22 protein-coding genes are annotated in these 19,803 nt (G+C 40.5%); 14 read left to right on the forward strand and 8 right to left on the reverse strand.

What is annotated here, in order from left to right:
• Position 1: 1 nt before the first annotated feature.
• A complete protein-coding gene (locus tag ACFOWS_RS05340; RefSeq protein WP_366587611.1) occupies positions 2-403 on the reverse strand; it encodes a hypothetical protein in 402 nt (133 codons plus the stop codon).
• 122 nt (positions 404-525) lie between these two features.
• Here ACFOWS_RS05340 and ACFOWS_RS05345 point away from each other — a divergent pair, with 122 nt between their 5' ends.
• Together ACFOWS_RS05345 and ACFOWS_RS05350 are read left to right on the forward strand one after the other, a co-directional pair.
• Positions 526-978 (forward strand): Lrp/AsnC family transcriptional regulator, encoded by a 453-nt coding sequence (locus ACFOWS_RS05345; RefSeq protein WP_366587613.1) that lies wholly within the window; start codon positions 526-528, stop codon positions 976-978.
• A 67-nt stretch (positions 979-1,045) separates the two neighbouring features.
• Positions 1,046-2,461 (forward strand): alpha/beta hydrolase, encoded by a 1,416-nt coding sequence (locus ACFOWS_RS05350; protein WP_379762927.1) that lies wholly within the window; start codon positions 1,046-1,048, stop codon positions 2,459-2,461.
• Here ACFOWS_RS05350 and ACFOWS_RS05355 read toward each other — a convergent pair.
• Complete coding sequence (locus tag ACFOWS_RS05355) at positions 2,448-3,182, reverse strand: DJ-1/PfpI family protein (RefSeq protein WP_379764480.1); 735 nt, start codon at positions 3,180-3,182, stop codon at positions 2,448-2,450. The genes ACFOWS_RS05350 and ACFOWS_RS05355 overlap by 14 nt on opposite strands.
• Positions 3,183-3,244: 62 nt before the next feature.
• On the opposite strand from ACFOWS_RS05355, the gene ACFOWS_RS05360 reads away from it, so the two are divergent.
• Positions 3,245-3,883 (forward strand): DUF1684 domain-containing protein, encoded by a 639-nt coding sequence (locus ACFOWS_RS05360; RefSeq protein WP_379762928.1) that lies wholly within the window; start codon positions 3,245-3,247, stop codon positions 3,881-3,883.
• Positions 3,884-3,945: 62 nt separating this feature from the next.
• Here ACFOWS_RS05360 and ACFOWS_RS05365 read toward each other — a convergent pair whose 3' ends face one another.
• The 4 genes from ACFOWS_RS05365 to crcB form a co-directional block, all read right to left on the reverse strand.
• Positions 3,946-5,004: an outer membrane beta-barrel protein gene (locus tag ACFOWS_RS05365; protein ID WP_366587619.1), complete on the reverse strand. Its 1,059-nt coding sequence runs from the start codon at positions 5,002-5,004 to the stop codon at positions 3,946-3,948.
• Between the two features lie 132 nt (positions 5,005-5,136).
• Positions 5,137-6,417: an ammonium transporter gene (locus ACFOWS_RS05370; RefSeq protein ID WP_366587621.1), complete on the reverse strand. Its 1,281-nt coding sequence runs from the start codon at positions 6,415-6,417 to the stop codon at positions 5,137-5,139.
• A gap of 30 nt (positions 6,418-6,447) precedes the next feature.
• On the reverse strand, positions 6,448-6,786 hold the full coding sequence (locus tag ACFOWS_RS05375) for a P-II family nitrogen regulator (RefSeq protein WP_067037582.1): 339 nt from the start codon (positions 6,784-6,786) through the stop codon (positions 6,448-6,450).
• A 269-nt stretch (positions 6,787-7,055) separates the two neighbouring features.
• The gene (gene crcB / locus ACFOWS_RS05380; protein ID WP_379762929.1) at positions 7,056-7,430 is read right to left on the reverse strand and encodes a fluoride efflux transporter CrcB; all 375 of its coding nucleotides are present in this window, start codon (positions 7,428-7,430) and stop codon (positions 7,056-7,058) included.
• A 538-nt stretch (positions 7,431-7,968) separates the two neighbouring features.
• Here crcB and ACFOWS_RS05385 point away from each other — a divergent pair.
• Positions 7,969-8,355: a pyrophosphohydrolase domain-containing protein gene (locus tag ACFOWS_RS05385; RefSeq protein WP_379762930.1), complete on the forward strand. Its 387-nt coding sequence runs from the start codon at positions 7,969-7,971 to the stop codon at positions 8,353-8,355.
• Between the two features lie 34 nt (positions 8,356-8,389).
• Here the strand turns inward: ACFOWS_RS05385 and ACFOWS_RS05390 are convergent, their stop codons facing one another.
• Complete coding sequence (locus ACFOWS_RS05390) at positions 8,390-9,457, reverse strand: branched-chain amino acid aminotransferase (RefSeq protein WP_379762931.1); 1,068 nt, start codon at positions 9,455-9,457, stop codon at positions 8,390-8,392.
• A gap of 106 nt (positions 9,458-9,563) precedes the next feature.
• On the opposite strand from ACFOWS_RS05390, the gene ACFOWS_RS05395 reads away from it, so the two are divergent.
• The 10 genes from ACFOWS_RS05395 to ACFOWS_RS05440 all read left to right on the forward strand — a co-directional run bounded on the left by ACFOWS_RS05395 (position 9,564) and on the right by ACFOWS_RS05440 (position 19,042).
• The gene (locus tag ACFOWS_RS05395; protein ID WP_379762932.1) at positions 9,564-10,034 is read left to right on the forward strand and encodes a DUF4920 domain-containing protein; all 471 of its coding nucleotides are present in this window, start codon (positions 9,564-9,566) and stop codon (positions 10,032-10,034) included.
• A 2-nt stretch (positions 10,035-10,036) separates the two neighbouring features.
• On the forward strand, positions 10,037-10,699 hold the full coding sequence (gene mnmD, locus ACFOWS_RS05400) for a tRNA (5-methylaminomethyl-2-thiouridine)(34)-methyltransferase MnmD (RefSeq protein WP_379762933.1): 663 nt from the start codon (positions 10,037-10,039) through the stop codon (positions 10,697-10,699).
• A 137-nt stretch (positions 10,700-10,836) separates the two neighbouring features.
• A complete protein-coding gene (locus tag ACFOWS_RS05405; protein ID WP_379762934.1) occupies positions 10,837-11,799 on the forward strand; it encodes a TIGR01777 family oxidoreductase in 963 nt (320 codons plus the stop codon).
• Positions 11,800-11,931: 132 nt separating this feature from the next.
• Positions 11,932-12,507 carry a nucleotide exchange factor GrpE gene (locus ACFOWS_RS05410; protein ID WP_366587641.1) on the forward strand — a complete coding sequence of 192 codons (576 nt, stop codon included), beginning with the start codon at positions 11,932-11,934 and terminating at the stop codon, positions 12,505-12,507.
• A 6-nt stretch (positions 12,508-12,513) separates the two neighbouring features.
• Positions 12,514-13,632: a molecular chaperone DnaJ gene (gene dnaJ, locus ACFOWS_RS05415; RefSeq protein ID WP_379762935.1), complete on the forward strand. Its 1,119-nt coding sequence runs from the start codon at positions 12,514-12,516 to the stop codon at positions 13,630-13,632.
• Between the two features lie 183 nt (positions 13,633-13,815).
• Positions 13,816-14,754, forward strand: a complete 939-nt coding sequence (locus ACFOWS_RS05420; protein ID WP_379762936.1) for an ABC transporter ATP-binding protein — start codon at positions 13,816-13,818, stop codon at positions 14,752-14,754.
• Complete coding sequence (locus ACFOWS_RS05425; RefSeq protein ID WP_379762937.1) at positions 14,744-16,075, forward strand: ABC transporter permease; 1,332 nt, start codon at positions 14,744-14,746, stop codon at positions 16,073-16,075. The genes ACFOWS_RS05420 and ACFOWS_RS05425 overlap by 11 nt, the downstream gene beginning before the upstream one ends.
• Before the next feature lie 4 nt (positions 16,076-16,079).
• A complete protein-coding gene (locus tag ACFOWS_RS05430) occupies positions 16,080-16,967 on the forward strand; it encodes a mechanosensitive ion channel family protein (RefSeq protein WP_379762938.1) in 888 nt (295 codons plus the stop codon).
• Positions 16,968-17,081: 114 nt separating this feature from the next.
• Positions 17,082-17,867, forward strand: coding sequence for a DUF6268 family outer membrane beta-barrel protein (locus tag ACFOWS_RS05435; protein ID WP_379762939.1), 786 nt, complete (start codon positions 17,082-17,084; stop codon positions 17,865-17,867).
• 11 nt (positions 17,868-17,878) lie between these two features.
• Positions 17,879-19,042: a sigma-54-dependent transcriptional regulator gene (locus tag ACFOWS_RS05440; RefSeq protein ID WP_379762940.1), complete on the forward strand. Its 1,164-nt coding sequence runs from the start codon at positions 17,879-17,881 to the stop codon at positions 19,040-19,042.
• Here the strand turns inward: ACFOWS_RS05440 and ACFOWS_RS05445 are convergent, their stop codons facing one another.
• On the reverse strand, positions 19,043-19,756 hold the full coding sequence (locus tag ACFOWS_RS05445) for a hypothetical protein (RefSeq protein WP_379762941.1): 714 nt from the start codon (positions 19,754-19,756) through the stop codon (positions 19,043-19,045). It abuts the gene before it with no gap.
• Between the last annotated feature and the right edge of the window lie 47 nt (positions 19,757-19,803).

The raw sequence follows: 19,803 nt of genomic DNA on the forward strand, positions 1-19,803 counted from the left end.
CTTAATCGTTTCTGTTGTGAAATGACTTTCTCCATTTTTTAAAGGAAGTTCTGAAGATTTTGATTTCCCTTCGGAGTAGGTTCAGATACTCTTTTTCTTTGACACCATCACGCTCCAAACCATTGCAATAGGCCAAAATATTTCGGGTCATTATATTGATGAAGGTCAAGCTTCGCATCCGAACAGAATAGGAATTGCTTAACGCTGCTTGCTCTATCTCTTTTGTGATTAGGGAAGCATCATTCATCAAGGATGCAGTGATGTCATCACGAAAACTATCAATTTTTCGCCACGACAATTTTTCCCGATTGTGCGAGAAATAAGCGGCCACAGCTTCGCTCATATCGCGAAGGGCCAACGATTTGCGGTAAACGACCAAAGAATTTAGAGAGTTTCTCTCCATGTTTTCAAAGCAATTTTGAATACTAAAATTACATATGAATTGAATATTTCAACTTTTGTTTTGAAATTGAAAAATAGATTATACCTTTAAAATTAAAATTTTAATGTGTAATTTCTTTTAATATGAAGATAGATGCACTGAATTGGCAAATACTGGGTCATTTGCAAAAGAATGCAAGGGAATCTTTTTCCCATATTGGCCGAGAAGTGGGCCTTACGCCGCCCGCTGTAGCCGAACGGGTAAAGAAGATGGAGGACCTTGGAATTATTGAAGGTTATGGGGCCAAAATCTCTTATGTGAAAGCAGGACATCAGTTTAAGGCGATTATCATGTTGCGGGCCTTCATGGGGAAACTGAAACCCTTTTTGGATAAGGTGAAATCACTGGAAGAAGTGGTTAATTGTTATCGAATTACTGGGAACGAGAACATAATTATGGAGGTGGTGCTTCGGGATCAATCCCACTTGGAAAAGTTTATCGATGAGCTTATTGTCTATGGCGAGTGCAGAACCCACATTGTATTATCAAACGTGGTTGCCCACGCGCCCATAAAGAGTGGAATTAAAAGCAAGTAAAAATCCATTAACTTTAGGGGACTGGAACAAAGAATTGTTTTGGCCAGATTTTTGCTATGAAAGAATTATGAAAAAAACACATCTACTATTTTTTCTCTCCCTGGTTTGTTTGGCTTCGACTTCGGCACAACAAAGGGTACTTAAAAAGGGAGAGATTATGGACTCCATTGCTGTTCAAGATTCCTTATCCAGTGCTTATTCCTTGTACTTGCCCCGTGATTTTACTACGGATAAAAAATGGCCTTTACTTCTTATTTTCGACATGGAGGGCAGAGAAAGACAGGCAGTTTCCATATTTGTGGGTCCTGCCGAGGAGGAGGGCTATATTTTGGCGGCACCAAAGGTGAAGGACACGGTATCATTGACCACCAATATGATTATGACCAACAATGTGTTGGAAGAAATAGTAAATATATTGCCAATTCAAGCGGGGCGGGTGTATACTGCAGGTGCTTCCGCTGGGGGGCGTTTTGCAGGTCTGGTGCCGATTTTTATTAAAGGGATAAATGGTGTCATTTCCATGGGAGCATCCTTGACCAATACCGACCTATTGAATGTGAGACGTCCATTCCATTTCATTGGTATGGTCGGTAAAAAGGATTACAACTATACCACCATGCTGGATGACGAGAAATTGTTGGATCGGTATAAATTTCCCAATCAAGTATTGTTACATGATCAAAATAGTGCCTGGCCAGATGTCGCCTATCTACAAAAAGGACTACAACTGTTCACCTTGGCCGCCATGGGCAGAAAATTGATTCCCAAAGATTCCATGTATGTGGAAAATGCCTTTAATGAAGATTTGGCCAAAGTAAATCTCTTGAAAAATTCGGGTGAGTTGATTTGGGCCGAACAATACATGGGAGAAATGATGTCCATGTATGGCGCCCACAAGAATCTGGATTCTCTTCGAGAAGTACAAAAAGAATTGCGTAGGGACAAACAGTTTAGAGCTATGCGCCGTGCTGAGAATGCAGCTTTTTCCAAGGAAATATTGATGAAGGAGAATTATCAGTACGACATGGAGGAAGATATGTTTGCCCATAACTTTAAGAATTTGGGGTGGTGGAACTACCAGATGGATGAGTTGGATAAGTTGATTAATGGTTCCAATATCCATGAACAGGAAATGGGTCATCGTCTAGTGGGCTTCTTGAATGCTTTGGCGGAGGACAATATTGCTCTAGTGAAGTCTGGTCAGATGATTGATGAGGATGCTTTGGCCTTTTTATATATGCTCAAGACCATCTTGGATCCTGATGATTTTGAGTTTTACCTGAAAACGATTTCTCTGAGCGCCAAGAACGAGGACTTTGGAACGGCCTTGTTTTATTTGGAAGAGGCCCTCAAACGGGGGTTTAAGGATAAGGACAAGTTGTACAATTTGGAAGACACTGCCCTGTTACGTATCACGCCAGAGTTCAATAAAGTAGTTGAAAAATACCTTGAGGATTCCCGATACGAAATTATTGAGCAATAAATTTAGGAACATCGCTCAAATTCCAGTCGATGACCAATCCGCCAGCGATGGATTCTGTAATTTCTTTACCGTATAAATACTCGCAGAGATAAAGAGCAGCCTCAAAACTTTTGGCTCCGCCTGCGGAAGTGATGTATTTGCCATCGTGCACAAATAGCACACTATCCTTAACGTTCAGTTGGGGGAACATCTTCCTGTAAGTTGAAATATCGCTTGGAAACGTAGTGGAAGCTACTTCGTCCAAGAGTCCAGCTTTGGCCAAAACAAAGGCACCATCGCAATGCGAAGTGACAAAAAGGGCGTCTTTGGCCACTTTTTTCACAAAATTCAGCATAAGGGTATCCTGTAAATCTGAATCCAAATGATGCTCCGCACTGGGGACGACCAAAATATCAATATCAGGGATGGAATCTTGGGTGTAATCAAAGTCAGGGAGGATTCTAACCCCTTCAAAAGTGGTGATAGGCTCCAATGTATTGGCCACGGTAAAGGTATTCATGGCCTTGATGCCTTCCCGGTATTGGGTGTGTTGAAAAATATCAAAAGGAGCAGTGAATTCGGTGTTGAAGACGCCATCCATTATCAAAAATGCCGTGTTGTAACGGTTGGGTTGTATGTTGGACAACGTTCGCGCAACAGTTTTGGTGGGCTCATCGGCTGTTTTCTTTTCTGAACAGGCAGAAAGGAGTGCAAGGCAACTAAATAGGAGTGCTTTTTTCATCATCATGTTGCTAAGGTAGCATTAAGAATGATTTCTACTAATTTTGTTGTAAAATCACGCGCATGAAATATCCATTTTTGATTTTAGTTTTGATAATGCTCTCCTGCGGAAGAGGGAAGAAGTATCATGATGAAACAGCAGCAGAGCAACCGGAATCTGAATTGATTGCCGATATTTTAGTGTATCAGAATGAACAAAACGAAAGTTTCAAAGACCCTGTAACCTCTCCGTTACCGGATAGATTTCGTAAGGATTTTGAGAGCCTGGATTTTTTTGAGCCGGATACGTCCTATGTGGTCAAGGCTAGATTTGTGCGCACTCCAGATGCGGTACCCTTTTTAAATCCCACTACAACTGAACGAAAAACAGAGGAAGTGGTCTACGGCATTGCCCATTTTACGTTGAATGGGGCCGAACATCAATTGGAAGTATACCAAAGTTTGGATTTGTTGGATCAGGACGAATATGAAGATTATCTGTTTTTACCCTTTTTGGATGAGACCAACGGAAATGAAACCTATGGTGGTGGGCGTTATATTGATTTGACCATTCCCGAGGGCGATACCTTGGTCATTGACTTTAATAAGGCCTACAATCCGTATTGTGTGTATAATAAAAAGTACTCCTGCCCTCTAGTGCCAAGGCAAAATTATTTGAGAACTAATGTGAGAGCAGGAGTGAAAAACTTTTTAAAAGACTAAAAAAGCCTTAATCCCGAAGGAGTAAGGCTTTCTATTAGCATTAAAATTTAAATTTCTTGGGCCTAGAAAGAGTAGATTGCAGCAAACAATACAGAGGCCAAGCTTCCGGTTGGGTCCATGTCATTGTCAATGAATGCATCTTCAGCAGAGCTATCCAAACGAATTTCTGGCTTAAGAATTAAATCTCCGATAGTTGCACTACCTGTTAGAGTGACGGCAAAAACGCTTCCATCTCCATCAGCGTCTGAACCAATTCCAGCAGCATCACCAAAGAAATCACCGGTCATAAAATATTCACCTCTTAGACCAATAGTAAAATTTTCAGAAGTGGCCAATTGTGGGTAAAGGGCAACACCTGTAAAGCTTCCTCCATCATCTTCTTGGCTAAAGTGGGCGGCATTGATTCCCAAGAAGAAATCTTCCGAAACATCAAATCCACCTGTATAATCTACTTCAAATCCACCTTGGCTGTACAAGAAGTTCAAGAATTGTCCTGAGTACCCTAGTTGAGCACCTACGGCATAATCGCCAGTTCCGTTCAATTCGGTCAAATCAGTTGGATTCATAACGGCTAACATAGCAGACCAATCGCTTCCCAAATCAAAATCAGCTTTTAAACCAGTGTGGCTAAAAGGACCATAGGAGAATAGATAAGAGGTGCTGTAGTTAAAGTTGGCTACGGGAGAAATAACTTCGTATCCCAAGAACGTATTGAAGTTACCAAATGTCAACGTTACAGCATCACTTACATTCCAGTACACGTACAATTGGTTAACAATGTCACCGGTTGCAGAATACATGGGAGAAGCAAAAATAGCGTCCGTACCTCTAGGGCCAAAGACCAAATCAGCAACAAAACCTACTTTTTCACCTTCATAAGCTCCAATTATGTTGGCCATACCAAGGGCAAAACCATCAAGATTGGCAAAAGAAGACCCAGGTGCTATGGCATCCTCTCCGTTAGGGGCCGTTAAATTAGTTCTATAATAGGCATCAACGGAACCGCTGAAACTAAATTTTGGAGTTTCTTCCTCTTCCTGTGCAAAAGCACTAACAGAAATCAATGCCAATGCGGCGAAAGCTAAATTTTTTACGAAATTTGTTTTTATAATCGTTTTCATATCATAATCATTTTAAGTTGTCCTTGTTTTAGGACGGTGATGTTTACTAGTGAGTTGTGTTTGAAAAGGTTATTTAACGGAGCGTTCTGCCAAACGCTCCGTTTCCTTTTATAATGAGTTGTGTTTGAATTTTTATTTGTCTTGGGAAATGTGCTCAGGATAAGCTTCAATTCCGTGCTCATGAATATCCAATCCTTCAACTTCTTCTTTTTCAGAAACGCGAAGTCCGATGGTTTTCTTCAAGATGAACAATACAATGAATGAAGCAGCGGCTGCCCATAGAATGTAGGACAGGGAGCCGTAAGTCTGTACCCAAAGGAGTTTTGCTCCTCCTCCGTAGAACAATCCACCATCCAAAGCAAATAGTCCGATCAATACAGTTCCTAGGAAACCACATACACCGTGTACGGAAATGGCACCCACAGGATCATCGATTTTCAATTTCTTATCAATGAACTCGATGGACAATACCACTACAATACCACATAGAAGTCCTATGGCCAACGCGCCCCATGCGTTAACAGCACCACAACCGGCGGTTATACCTACCAACCCGGCCAGGGCTCCGTTCAAGGTCATGGAAATATCAGCCTTACCATATTTTGCCCATGTAAAGAATAGGGCTCCTATGGCACCAATAGCAGCAGCTAGGTTAGTGTTGATGATTACGCTGGTTGCGCCAACGGTATCACTTCCACCCCAAGCCAATTGAGATCCTCCGTTAAATCCGAACCATCCCAACCAAAGGATGAACACACCCAAGGCGCCAAAAGCCATATTGTGACCAGGAATAGCCTGTGCTTTTCCATCCACATATTTTCCAATTCGCGGGCCCACCAATATGGCAGCTACCAAAGCAGCAGCACCACCTACGGCGTGTACCACGGAAGAACCGGCAAAATCAACGAACCCGGCAACATTTAACCAAGCATCGTCATCAAAAGGCCAGTACCAGCTACCTGAGATTGGGTAAATGAGAGTAGTCAATACTGCTGAGAAAATTAAATACGTTGAAAATTTTGTTCTTCCAGCGATGGCTCCAGAAACAATGGTTGCAGCTGTAGCACAGAAAACCGTTTGGAAGAATAGGTTATACCAATCATCGGCACTAAAAAATAGGTAGCCCTGATCACTTGGACTGCTGCGGAAAAATCCACCACCAACTAAATCGCTGCCATACATAATAGCATATCCAACGGCCCAGAACATTACGGAACCTACGGCGAGGTCCATTACGTTCTTCATAATAATGTTACCTGTATTCTTACTGCGGGTAAATCCTATTTCCAATAGAGTGAACCCTGCTTGCATGAAGAATACCAAAACGGCTGCTATGGTAATCCACAAAGCACCCATATCGCCGGTGATTGCTTCAACGGCTTTATCTATCGCTTCTTGTTCTTGTACAATCATAATCTAAGTTTTTAAGTTTTTGGTTATACTTTAGTTGATTCCAGCACTTCCGCTTTCCTTGGTCCTTATTCTGTATGCTTGAATCACATCTGAGACGAAAATTTTTCCATCTCCCACATTACCTGTGCTTGCTGTGTCCAATAATACATTTACAGTTTTGTCCAGAAAGTCATCGGATACCACGATAACCAAATACCTTCGCTGTATATCACTAGTACTATAAGAAATACCTCGATACACATGCCCTTGTTTCTCATTCCCAACTCCGGTTACATCCCAGTAGCTGAAGAAATTAACCTCAATTTGATGGAGGGCTTTTTTCACCTCATCAAATTTGGATTTTCTAATAATTGCCTCGACTTTTTTCATAATTAAGTAGTTAATTGATGTCCCAAATATAGATTAATTCAATCAAGACCTTATAAAATAGGAGGGTATTGATTAGATTTTTATCGTTATAAAAAAAATACCCCTCATATTTTAGGGGTATCTGATTTTAAAGTATGGTTTGTTAAAAATTTTTTGATTTTTTCTTAGCACTTACGTTATACGCATTATGATTTCTCACCAAAATCAATGATTTTGGTGATTTTTGTTTAGATTTTAACAAAAATTAACTACGAAAATGAAAATTATAACTATTCTCCCAGCTTAGAGAGCCATAATCCCAAAACCACTGCCAAAATACCTACGACAATGCTGGAAATCATATAAATGGAGAAATGTAGGAGTTCGCTGTTTCTTAAAAGAAAGTGTTTTTCAAAAGCAAACGCAGAGAATGTGGTGAACCCACCGCAAAAGCCGGTGGCCAAAAATAAAGTGCTGTTGGTGGATAGGACATTTCCTCGGGCGGACAGACCTAAAATGAGCCCAATAAGTAAACAACCAAAAATATTTACCAAAAAAGTCCCAAAGAAGAAATTAGGGGATACTATGTTTAAGGGTTTGGAAATTAAGAAGCGAAGAACGCTGCCAAATCCCCCACCCAAAAAAACAAGAAAAGCCTGTTTCATACCCTAAAGGTACAAACTAAACTGCTTCCTTGTATTCAGTTTCAGAGGCTTCGCGGGGGAGAAGTTTTGTAATCGAGGTCTCTGAAATTCTTTGAATTGGTTTTTTAAACCTTTCACCAGCTCCATTGACACTAAAAATCAACAGAATTGCATTAATTGCAAGCAAAATGAAAAGAAGGCTGAAAAATGTTGTCATTTGTTGCGCTAGGTTAATGTTAAGCAAAAGTACGTTTTTTCCTATAGTTTACGTATTCAAGCAACATTTTAGTTGTGAAAGGCTTCATTTTTGTTGCGAATGCAAAGCCAGCGTTAATTTTTGAGAAAGTGTTTGATCAAAAACAAGATTATTATGAAAGTCACAAAAGAAATTAACACCCATGCCACACCTTTATAATTTTTTTTGTGCAATTTTTTATCCTTTTTATATGATAAAGAGATGATTATAATAAAAACTATGACAAAAAGCGCTGCAAAAATTAACTGCCCGGTGCTGAACATATTTTATATTTTTACGCAAAGCTAAATCAAAATATGTGTAATGGAAAGTAAAATAAAAGCGGTAGAACTCTTTCACAATTCCTTTGGGCTTGGTGTTGCCCAAGAGCCTATTGCGGATTTAGGTCCGGAAAAGAATCAACTGCGTTTCAATTTAATGGATGAAGAAAACAAAGAGTATCTGGAGGCCGCTAATGAAGGTGACTTAATTGAAGTGGCCGATGCATTGGGAGACATGCTGTACATTCTTTGCGGCACCATCTTGGAACACGGAATGCAATATAAAATTGAAGAAGTCTTCGAGGAAATCCAACGTAGTAACATGAGCAAGCTTGGAGTTGACGGAAAACCTATCTATCGTGAGGATGGGAAAGTCTTAAAGGGACCGAATTATTTTAAGCCAGATATTCAAACCATAATGGATAAATAAAAAAAGCACCTTATATATAAGGTGCTTTTTTTATTTAGACGACTTCGTGTCGCCATCCAAATTTGTCTTCTGCTCTATTATATTGAATATCGGTAATGCGTTTTTTCAACAACGAAGCATAACTGTCTTCCAATTCGGGAAGATCATAATCAACCCCCTCATAACCAAAAGCTGATATAGGAGATACCACCGCAGCGGTACCAGCACCGAACATTTCTTTTAGGGAACCGTTCTTGGCGGCTTCTACCACTTCTTTTACTGAAACTTTGCGAATCTCGGTCTTTATACCTTCATCTTTGGCAATGTCCAAAATGCTTTTTCGGGTGATACCGTCCAAAATTCTATCATTGGTAGGAGCGGTCAACAACATATCATTTATTCTGACGAAGACATTCATGGCACCGGCCTCCTCAATATACTCATGGTTATTGTCATCGGTCCAAATTACCTGTTGGTACCCTTTTTCCGCTGCCAAACGTGTTGGGTAAAACTGACCTGCATAATTTCCGCCGGTTTTGGCAAATCCAACACCTCCATTGGCTGCACGTGAATATTGTTTCTCAATCAATACCTTCACCTTTCCGGAAAAATAGGAGCCTGAAGGAGCCAATGCGATAATGAATTTATACTCATCAGCGGGGGAGGCATGAAAACCATTGCCCGATGCAAACATAAATGGTCTAATATATAAGGAGCTACCAGCACTTTGTGGAATCCAATCACTATCTACTTGCAAGAGTGTAGTGAGCCCATCCATAAAATAGGATTCGGGAAGTTCTGGCATGGCCATCCTTTTGGCCGATTTGTTCAAGCGTTTAAAATTTTCCAAGGGTCTGAACAGCCAAACACTGCCACTTTCATCCTTGTACGCCTTCATGCCTTCAAAAATGGATTGTCCATAATGAAAAATTTTCGAAGACGGGTCCAGGGTAATGGGTTGATAAGGAACCACTTTTGGAGCTTGCCACTGCCCATTTTTGTAATCACAGACGAGCATATGGTCGGTATAAATACTTCCAAAGGAAAGGTTGTCAAAATCTACATCTTTAATTTTAGATGTTTTTGCTTTCTCGATCGTTACGTTGTTCATCACTGCTTCCATATCAAAAACTTTTGGAAGGTTAAAATTAGCTATTTATCGCTAGTTTTCGTTATTTCATGATTCTAATTTCAATTCTTGGTCAAGAATTTCTCAAAAGCTGAAAAAAATGAGACCATTTAACATATTTCCTACCGTTTTCTTACTGTTTTTGGTAAATATGATAATGGCCCAAGAGGTCATAACAGGAAATTATTTTGGTGAAACGTTCACCATTGAAGAAGAAATTCACAAACAAGAACTCGTGTTTGACCAACTTGCTATAACCGATACGGTTATGACGCAGATGACTGGAAAAATTAAAGAAGTCTGCCAAGCCAAAGGTTGTTGGATGAACGTTGCTTTGGATTCAGGCGATGAGGTTTTTGTGCGTTTTAAAGATTACGGTTTTTTTGTACCCAAGGATGCTGCAGATAAAACTGTTTATATGAACGGATTGGCCTTTTTAGAAGAAATGTCGGTTGAGGACCAAAAGCATTATGCAAAAGACAGTGGTGCTTCTGAGGTAGAAATAGCAAAAATTACGGAGCCTGCCCATATTCTTCGTTTTCAAGCGGATGGCGTACTCATCAAAGATTAAGTTTGAAACGAAGGATAATTACCACCGGAGACGGGTCAAAAACTATTCACATAGAGGATTGGAACGAGCAGTACCATTCTAAGCACGGAGCTATTCAAGAAGCCTATCATGTTTTTATTGATTGCGGACTGAGGTTATTCAAAAAGGACCATGTCCACATTTTGGAAATTGGGTTTGGAACAGGACTCAATGCTTTTATTACATTTTTGGAGGCTCCAAAAAAAGAATTAAAGGTAGATTATGTTGGAGTGGAGGCCTTTCCGGTTTCTATGGATGAAGCAAACGAACTCGACTACTGTACACAACTCAATGCAGATGACTATCAAAAGGTATTTGCAAGAATGCATCAATCCCCTTGGGAAGAACGTCTTTTAATTTCCGAGGACTTTTCGTTGCTCAAGCAAAAGAAGGATTTTTACGAGGTAAATGAAGCCGATTTGTTCAACCTTATCTATTTTGATGCTTTTGGCGCCCGTGTTCAGCCTGAATTATGGACAGAGGAACTTTTTGAAAAAATGTTCAAAGCGCTCAAAAAGGAAGGGGTTTTGGTGACTTATGCGGCAAAAGGCAGTGTGCGTAGGGCGTTGCAGACCGTGGGTTTTACGGTGGAACGGCTTCCGGGACCTCCGGGCAAGCGGGAGATGCTCCGGGCCATAAAAAAATGAGGGTTTGCCAATGTTGTGTTAATAGCTTATTCACTCACACTCTTAAAATCACCTAAAGTTTAAACATTTGTGTTAAACCTAAATTAACGCCTCAAAAACAGCCACTTAAACTTGTAACTTTGTATTAAAATGATTGTATGAAGGTGTTGATAACAGGGGCAACTGGTTTGGTGGGACAAGCAATTGTGCGCGTCTTACATAACCAAGGTATTGCTGTAAATTACTTAACTACACGGAAAGATAAAATATCCAATTCAGAAACATACCAAGGGTACTACTGGAACCCTAATAAGGGTAAAATAGATTTGGAGTGTTTTAAGAATGTAAGTGCTATCATCAATTTGGCTGGAGCCAGTATTGCCGAACGATGGACGCCTCTTCGTAAAAAGAAAATACTTTCCAGTAGAATAAACAGTCTTCGGACGTTGTACAGGGGCATGCAGCAAGTGGATATTTCACTGGTTGACTCATTTGTCTCAGCATCCGCCATAGGCATTTACCCCAATTCTCTATCTAAGTTTTATGATGAAGACGAAACCGAAGTAGACAAAAGCTTTGTAGGTGAAGTGGCGAAAAAATGGGAGGCAGAAGTCGATTCTTTTACTAAGTTTGATATCAATGTGGCAAAAGTTCGAATAGGTATTGTTTTATCCACTGAAGGAGGAGCTTTACCCCAAATGGCGGCACCCATCAAGAATTTTATAGGGGCTCCGTTGGGTAGTGGAGATCAATGGCAATCTTGGATACACATTGAAGATTTGGCCCAAATGTTCGTATTTATTCTGGAGAACAATCTAAAAGGTGCCTACAATGCAGTAGCTCCAAACCCGGTCACCAATACCAAAATGACAAAAGAGCTGGCAAGAGTTATGGATAGGCCCTTATGGATGCCCAACGTGCCTAAGTTCGCCCTAAAATTGCTTCTGGGGGAAATGGCGTATTTGTTGTTTTCCAGTCAGCGGGTAAGTAGTAAAAAAATAGAGAACGAAGGTTTTGTTTTTCAATACCCCAATATCTGTGTGACGTTTCAGGACTTATACACTGAGAATGAAGGAAAGGAAACTGCTGCATTGGAATCCACAAAGAAGGAATTTGTTTAAGTACTGTTGGTACAGTTGAATAGATATAAAATCCGCTTAGGCGGATTTTTTCATGTTTTGTGGTGACATTTTGACATTTTTATACAATTGGCAGTACTTTTGCCACTTCAAAAAGAATAAAATAAAACGTATATGAGCAAGAAAAGTAAGGTTGAGGAAATGGATGAGGCAACGCAAGATGCCCAAACTGTTGAAAATCCTGAGCTGAACGAAGAACATATAGAGGCAGAGAACGCATCGGACGAAAAGGAGGAAATTTCAGTTGAAGACCAGTTGCGTGAGGATTTGGCCAAAGAAAAGGATAAGTTTTTGAGGCTTTTTGCTGAATTTGAAAACTTTAAGCGTAGAACATCCAAAGAACGAATGGAATTGTTCAAAACAGCGGGGCAGGAAGTAATGGTATCGTTGTTGCCTGTTCTTGATGATTTTGAACGTGCATTGAAAGAGCTGTCCAAATCCGAGGACAAGGAAATGTTCAAAGGTGTGGAGCTCATCAGTAATAAATTTAAAGAGACCCTAAAGGCCAAAGGATTGGAGCAAATTGAAGTAGGAGAGGGCGATACCTTTGATGCGGAAGTCCATGAGGCCATCACCCAGATACCTGCACCCAATAAAAAGTTGAAGGGGAAGATTATCGATGTGGTGGAAAAAGGATTCAAACTGGGTGACCGTATCATTAGGCACCCTAAGGTAGTTGTTGGTAACTAAGATTTTATGAAAGAGGATTATTACGACATACTGGGAGTTTCAAAAGGAGCATCTGCAGCTGAAATAAAAAAGGCCTATCGGAAAAAAGCCATTGAATACCACCCTGATAAAAACCCAGGTGATGCCAAGGCAGAGGAGATGTTCAAAAAGTCGGCCGAAGCCTATGAAGTATTGAGCAACCCGGACAAACGTGCCAAGTATGATCAATTTGGCCATGCAGCTTTTGACGGTAGTGGTGGTTTTGGTGGCGGCGGAATGAACATGGATGATATCTTCAGTCAATTTGGGGATATTTTTGGCAGTGCGTTTGGTGGCGGATTCAGCGGTTTTGGTGGCTTTGGCGGTGGCGGACAACGTCGGGTAAAAGGAAGCAACCTTCGTATCCGTGTAAAACTGACTTTGGATGAAGTAGCCAATGGAGTCGAGAAGAAGGTAAAGGTCCGCAGAAAGGTTCAGGCTGAAGGGGTAACCTATAAAACGTGTCCAACCTGCAACGGTAGTGGTCAAATCACCAAAATTACCAATACCATTTTAGGACGGATGCAGACGGCAACTACCTGTACCACCTGTGGAGGTTCGGGTCAAACCATAGATAATAGACCTTCCGGTGCCGATGCTCAAGGATTAAAAGTGGAGGAAGAGACCGTTTCCATTAAAATTCCGCCAGGGGTTGAGGACGGAATGCAGTTGAAGGTGGCCGGTAAAGGTAATGGAGCTCCCGGGAACGGAGTCCCCGGAGATTTATTGGTAGCCATTGAAACCGTTGAACATGATACCTTGAAAAGGGAAGGAGACAACCTTCACTATGATTTGTATGTCAGCATTTCCGAAGCAGTTTTGGGCTGTTCCAAAGAAATAGATGCCGTTGGAGGAAAGGTCCGAATTAAATTGGAGCCGGGAATCCAGTCAGGAAAAATATTGCGATTACGAGGTAAGGGAATCACCAGTATTAACGGATATGGTAGTGGAGATTTGCTGGTGCATGTTAATGTATGGACTCCAAAAGAACTAAATAAGGAGCAGAAAGAGTTTTTTGAACGGATGCAAAACGATGAAAATTTTATTCCAAAGCCCGAAAAATCAGATAAATCCTTCTTTGAGAAGGTAAAAGACATGTTCTCGTAACAATAAAAATATTTCTGTTTAAATAAAAAACGTATATTTGAAACTGATGTTGGGTAACCAATATCTAATTTTCTTTTTCATAGCAATTTTTTTCCCATCCTTGAAATTTTTAAGGGTGGGTTTTTGTTTTTAGAGGATACTGCCTTTTTTGACCAATTACATATCTTTGAAAAAATAGTTTACATGGATCATATCCTTGTTGCCAAAAATGTTTCCAAAACGTACGGAAACTATACTGCGTTGAGCAACATTTCACTCAATATACCCAAAAATTGCATTTACGGCCTTTTAGGTCCCAATGGTGCCGGAAAAACCTCTTTTATTCGGATTATCAACCAAATCATTTATCAAGATTCCGGTGAAATTTTGTTCGATGGCGAACCCTTGGCGCCAAAGCATATATCCCATATTGGCTACCTGCCCGAAGAACGCGGTCTCTACAAAAGCATGAAGGTGGGTGAGCAGGCTTTGTACCTTGCTCGTTTAAAAGGGTTATCCAAAGCTGAGGCCAAAACCAAATTAAAATATTGGTTTGATCGTTTGGACATTGGTGATTGGTGGAACAAGAAAATCCAGGAACTTTCTAAAGGAATGGCCCAAAAGGTGCAGTTTATCGTCACCGTGCTGCATCAACCTAAACTCTTGATTTTTGATGAACCTTTCAGTGGATTTGACCCCATAAATGCCAATATCATCAAAGATGAAATCCTTCAGTTGAAGGAACAAGGTACTTCCATTATTTTTTCAACCCATAGAATGGAGTCCGTGGAAGAGCTTTGTGAATACATAGCCTTGATCCATAAATCTGAGAAAATTTTAGACGGAAAGTTGTCCGAGATTAAAAAGGCGTACAAGAACAATATTTTCAATGTTGGACTTCAGGTTCAGCAAAATGGCGAAGCCCTCACAAAAACCTTGGCCGAAAGGTTCCAGATAATGACCCCAAAGTATATTGATACAGAACATCAGTTGGATTTTAAAATTCAATTGCCCACTGAAGAGACATCTGGTGTATTGGCTGAATTATCCAAAATAGCCAATGTCAATCGATTTGAGGAGACCATTCCATCGGCCAACGATATATTTATCCAAACCGTAAATAATAAGGACAATGGGAAATAAGCTCGGTCTCATTATAAAAAGAGAGTATTTGGCCAAGGTTCGAAACCGTTCCTTTATTGTTATGACCATCTTGAGTCCATTGCTCATCGTTGGGATGATCGTGCTTATTGCTTATCTCACCAAAATAAATTCAGATGAGGTTCGGGTGGTCTCAGTGCTAAATGAAAGCAGTTTCTTTCAACATGAGTTTAAGCCTGCCAAAGGAATTTCCTATCTCTATTTGGATGGTATTAGTTTACAGGAAGCCAAAGATTCTACCAATACATTAGGGTATTATGGTCTTTTGCACCTTCCCAATAAGAAAAATGTGGAGCAGGTGGCGAAATCGGCTTATCTCTTTACAAAAGACAACCCAAACACGGCCATTATTCAACAATTGGAATCAATATTCCAAAGACAGTTGCGGCAAGACCGATTGCAAAGACTTGGGGTTTCCTCGGACCAATTCTCCAAGGTGGAGCAACCGTTTGATCTTCAATTGGCCACTTTTGATGGCGAAAAAAGTGTGAAGGGCGTTAATGAGATCAAGGCCTTCATTGGAGGAGGATTTGGCTATGCCATTATGATGTTCATTATTATTTATGGTGGTTTTGTAATGCGGAGCGTCATCGAGGAAAAGACGAGCAGGATTATTGAAGTGATCATTTCTTCGGTGAAACCCTTTCAATTAATGTTGGGGAAAATTATTGGGACTTCCTTGGCAGGCATCACACAATTTACCATTTGGTTTATCTCGGCATCCGTTCTCATGTTATTGGCTGTTACGTTTTTGGGTATTGATTTGGGGGAACTGTCCGGTAACTCCACTCCCATGCCAGGAATGACTCAATATGCAGCAATGGATAGTGATATGATAATGTATGCCAAAGAAATTTTGGACATTCCATGGGCTTTGTTGATTATTTCATTTTTTATTTACTTTATTTTGGGCTATTTGATTTATAGCTCCATTTATGCGGCCATAGGCGCGGCAGTGGACAATGAAACCGATACACAACAGTTTATTTTTCCCATAATATTACCACTGATGTTAGCCATCTACGTTGGTTTCTTTTCAGTTTTTAGTAATCCACATGGTCCTATTGCTGTTGGATTTTCGTTATTTCCCTTAACTTCACCTATTGTAATGCTCATGCGCCTACCTGGGGGAATAGGGGAAGGGGGAGTGCCTTTGTGGCAGTTTCTGTCATCTATTGCACTGCTCATTTTGACTTTCTTGGGAATTGTGTCGCTGGCTTCACGAATATATAAGGTGGGAATTTTAATGTACGGCAAAAAACCTACCTACAAAGAACTGGTCAAGTGGTTAAGATACAAATAAGGATATGCAGCAAGATGGAAAAGAAATAAAGGAAATCATTGAAAAAGATATCTGGGGAACCATTAAGGAATTCTTGGATTTGGGGTTTCATCTTGGTTCAGGTGAAAAATCTATCCATTTGACCGTTGGATTGTTGCTGTTACTGACCTTGGCTCTTTTTGCAGCCAATTTCATTTTAAAATGGCTAAGGTATTTACTCACCCGAAAAATGGAACGGGAAGACAAACAGAAGTTTGTCAGCATTTTTAAGTTTATCCATTACGTGGTCTATTTGGTGGCCGTTTTGGTGACACTTAGTGCAGCGGGTATTGACATTACTTTGATCATTACCGCCTCTGCTGCCCTTTTTGTGGGTTTGGGTCTGGCCTTGCAGGAGCTTTTCAAGGATATTTTGGGAGGTATTTTTATTATTGTCGACAAGTCCCTGCAAGTGGGAGATATTGTGGAGGTAGATGGCAAAGTTGGAAAGGTTTTCGAGATAAAGCTTAGAACCACCCGTGCCATTACCCGAGATGACAAAGTATTGATTCTCCCGAACCATAAATTTATAAGCGACATTGTCTACAATTATACCCAAAACCATAAAACAACCCGTGAAAAGGTAAGTGTTGGGGTGGCCTATGGCAGTGATGTGGAACTGGTGACCCAAATTTTACAGCAAGTTGCCACGGAACAAAAGCAAGTGCTTAAAAACCCCAAACCGTTCGTACTTTTTGATGACTTTGGGGATTCAGCCTTAGTATTTTCCATTCACTTTTTTACGAACGATAGTTTTAGCGATCCAAAGATAAAAAGTGAAATGCGCTATAAAATCAATACCAAATTCAAAGAGAATAACGTTACTATTCCGTTCCCGCAACGCGACGTACATATTTTTCAGCAAAAATCATAAGAAATAAAAACCTCAATATATCATACTGCAACCAGGGGACTGTTGGTCTTCCTTGCAATACTCTATAGCCATTTTGTAAGTGGGCAGAGCACTGATATTTTCAGGATAGATTACATGAATATCCCTGAAAATGATTCGGGAATAAAAACACAACGCTACAAGCTACTTTTTAACTTGCCCATCAAATTAAATGAGAAGAAGGATTACCTCATCACTGGTATGGAATACAATAGGTTTGATGTAGGATATTCCCGGGACTTTTCGTTTGATAAAAGTGAACTGATTCGTTTTCATGTGGTAGATATGAACTTGGGTTTTATTACCAGATGGAATGAAAATTGGAACTTTGTTACTATACTTACCCCTCGAATGGCATCTAACTTTACCAGCGGAACCATAACCGATGACTTTTTTATGAATGCCACGGCGGCATTGTGGAAGGAGCAACCCAATGCAGATAGACCTTTTAGAATTGTTTTGGGTTTAACGTACAACAGTACAACAGGATTGCCAGTCCCGTTGCCATTGATCAGCTATTACCGCAAGTTCCATCCCAAATGGTCCTATACCCTTGGAATTCCGCGTAGTACCTTTAAGCACCATATCAATAAAAGGCACGCTTTGGAAATGGCATTATTCTTGGATGGGTATTTTATAAATATCCAGGACAATATAGTTTTGCCCGATAGTCAGATTGCATCCAAAATATCATTCACTGCTTTGGTGGCCACGGTCGGCTATCAGTATAACCTTTCTAAGAACATGTCACTGTTTCTTATGGCCGGACGCTCACTTGAACAGGAAGGAAAGCTACGAAATGATGATCAAGGGGATGTTTTTTTGTTGAATGACGAGTCAAATCTTTATATTAGGACTGGGTTCAAAATAGGAATTTTTTAAACGTAAAGAGTATGCCGAAAATATTGGTTATTGAGGACGAATCTGCTATACGACGGGTTTTAGTGAAAATTTTGGTGGAAGAAAGTGATACCTATGAGGTGCAGGAGGCAGAAGATGGACTCAGTGGTATCGAAACCATCAAAAAAGATGACTTTGATTTGGTGCTCTGCGACATAAAAATGCCCAAAATGGACGGCGTGGAAGTTTTGGAAGCTGCCAAAAAAATAAAGCCTGAAATTCCCTTTATCATGATTTCGGGTCATGGTGATTTGGATACCGCCGTAAATACCATGCGGTTGGGGGCTTTTGATTATATATCCAAACCCCCAGACTTAAACCGATTGTTGACCACGGTTCGTAATGCATTGGATCGAAAGGAACTCGTAGTAGAAAACAAAATCTTGAAAAAGAAGGTGTCCAAAAACTATGAGATGATAGGTGAAAGTGACGGGATTGGAGTCATCAAAGACATGATTGAAAAAGTAGCCCCAACGGATGCCCGGGTTTTGATTACTGGCTCCAATGGTACGGGGAAAGAGCTGGTGGCCCACTGGCTACATCAAAAAAGCAACCGTTCCTCAGCTCCTTTTATTGAAGTGAACTGCGCTGCAATCCCTTCGGAATTAATTGAAAGTGAGTTATTTGGACATGTAAAAGGTGCTTTTACCTCAGCGGTAAAGGATAGGGCGGGAAAATTTGAGACCGCCAATAAGGGCACCATTTTTTTGGATGAGATAGGGGATATGAGCCTATCGGCCCAAGCTAAGGTGCTTAGGGCACTTCAGGAAAACAAAATTTCGCGCGTTGGTTCAGATAAGGACATCAAAGTTGACGTGCGAGTACTGGCTGCAACCAACAAAGATTTAAAAAAGGAAATTGAGGATGGCAAATTTAGGGAAGACCTGTATCACCGCTTGGCCGTTATCTTGATCAAAGTACCTGCGTTAAACGAAAGACGGGATGACATTCCATTGCTCATTGAACACTTTTCGGCCAAAGTTTCTTCCGAACAAGGAATTGCACAAAAAAACTTTTCCAAAAAGGCTATAGAATTGCTCAAAGGATATGACTGGACCGGAAATGTTCGGGAACTTCGCAACGTGGTGGAACGATTGATCATCCTTGGAGGTAAGGAAGTTTCAGAGGAAGATGTAAAGCTTTTTGCCAGTAAGTAATTACTTTGAAGAACAATCTCCCAATCGCTCCAAGGCATCTTGGGCCAAGACCAAAACACGTTGGTGGTATTGCTTTTTGTGCTCGGAAAGTTCTGTGTTGAGCAGTACCAATCGGGCTTCTTCGTAGATATTCTTTACAAATCGTTGGGCTTCATCACATTCAACTTCTTTGACAACTTTATCCAATGAAGATTCAAACCCCAAAAGACAACTGTGTACCTGTTCACGTACACTGTGTGACGGGGTCAAGAAGATATTGTCTTGGTTATTGAGGGCATCTTGGGTATTTAGGACAAGAATGTCATTTCCATAATTACTGGAAACTTCCTGTTCAAAAATACGCAGTACTTTTATTCCGATCAAGGTGTTTTCCAACGCCAAATTCAAGGATTTTTTGGACGTTTCCAAGCTCTCGGCTTTCGTTGCTTGTTTTAATTCATAAGAAGTGCCCTCCAAACTTTCAATGGCGCCTTCACAACCACAATCCTCAAAATTGGCTCGGGTTTTTTCTATGCCGTTCAAGGCCTTATAGGCATAGTATTTTGCCATTTCCAATTCTTTGGCCACTATGGCTTCTTGAATCTTACTCTTAATATACTGTAGGTTGGAATTGGCATACTCACAGGCATTGCGAGCGGTGAAGGATGACATGAACCATAAGAAAATGATGCCTATAACAAAGACAGCAAGTAGGATAACTTTTCTAGTTTTCATAACGCTAATGGATTTGGGACAGTGCGTCATTGATTATCACTAAGTTA

Source organism: Flagellimonas marina, from assembly GCF_042651185.1.
GTDB lineage: Bacteria > Bacteroidota > Bacteroidia > Flavobacteriales > Flavobacteriaceae > Flagellimonas > Flagellimonas marina.

Coding starts and splice junctions, on each gene's coding strand:
- ACFOWS_RS05425 (WP_379762937.1), top strand. CDS start 14,744: ATGGGAAATAAGCTCGGTCTCATTATAAAAAGAGAGTATTTGGCCAAG.
- ACFOWS_RS05430 (WP_379762938.1), top strand. CDS start 16,080: ATGCAGCAAGATGGAAAAGAAATAAAGGAAATCATTGAAAAAGATATC.
- ACFOWS_RS05350 (WP_379762927.1), top strand. CDS start 1,046: ATGAAAAAAACACATCTACTATTTTTTCTCTCCCTGGTTTGTTTGGCT.
- ACFOWS_RS05390 (WP_379762931.1), bottom strand. CDS start 9,457: ATGGAAGCAGTGATGAACAACGTAACGATCGAGAAAGCAAAAACATCT.
- ACFOWS_RS05440 (WP_379762940.1), top strand. CDS start 17,879: ATGCCGAAAATATTGGTTATTGAGGACGAATCTGCTATACGACGGGTT.
- ACFOWS_RS05355 (WP_379764480.1), bottom strand. CDS start 3,182: ATGAAAAAAGCACTCCTATTTAGTTGCCTTGCACTCCTTTCTGCCTGT.
- ACFOWS_RS05420 (WP_379762936.1), top strand. CDS start 13,816: ATGGATCATATCCTTGTTGCCAAAAATGTTTCCAAAACGTACGGAAAC.
- ACFOWS_RS05435 (WP_379762939.1), top strand. CDS start 17,082: ATGAATATCCCTGAAAATGATTCGGGAATAAAAACACAACGCTACAAG.
- ACFOWS_RS05345 (WP_366587613.1), top strand. CDS start 526: ATGAAGATAGATGCACTGAATTGGCAAATACTGGGTCATTTGCAAAAG.
- ACFOWS_RS05445 (WP_379762941.1), bottom strand. CDS start 19,756: ATGAAAACTAGAAAAGTTATCCTACTTGCTGTCTTTGTTATAGGCATC.
- ACFOWS_RS05395 (WP_379762932.1), top strand. CDS start 9,564: ATGAGACCATTTAACATATTTCCTACCGTTTTCTTACTGTTTTTGGTA.
- ACFOWS_RS05340 (WP_366587611.1), bottom strand. CDS start 403: ATGGAGAGAAACTCTCTAAATTCTTTGGTCGTTTACCGCAAATCGTTG.
- ACFOWS_RS05385 (WP_379762930.1), top strand. CDS start 7,969: ATGGAAAGTAAAATAAAAGCGGTAGAACTCTTTCACAATTCCTTTGGG.
- dnaJ (WP_379762935.1), top strand. CDS start 12,514: ATGAAAGAGGATTATTACGACATACTGGGAGTTTCAAAAGGAGCATCT.
- ACFOWS_RS05405 (WP_379762934.1), top strand. CDS start 10,837: ATGAAGGTGTTGATAACAGGGGCAACTGGTTTGGTGGGACAAGCAATT.
- ACFOWS_RS05365 (WP_366587619.1), bottom strand. CDS start 5,004: ATGAAAACGATTATAAAAACAAATTTCGTAAAAAATTTAGCTTTCGCC.
- crcB (WP_379762929.1), bottom strand. CDS start 7,430: ATGAAACAGGCTTTTCTTGTTTTTTTGGGTGGGGGATTTGGCAGCGTT.
- ACFOWS_RS05370 (WP_366587621.1), bottom strand. CDS start 6,417: ATGATTGTACAAGAACAAGAAGCGATAGATAAAGCCGTTGAAGCAATC.
- ACFOWS_RS05410 (WP_366587641.1), top strand. CDS start 11,932: ATGAGCAAGAAAAGTAAGGTTGAGGAAATGGATGAGGCAACGCAAGAT.
- ACFOWS_RS05375 (WP_067037582.1), bottom strand. CDS start 6,786: ATGAAAAAAGTCGAGGCAATTATTAGAAAATCCAAATTTGATGAGGTG.
- ACFOWS_RS05360 (WP_379762928.1), top strand. CDS start 3,245: ATGAAATATCCATTTTTGATTTTAGTTTTGATAATGCTCTCCTGCGGA.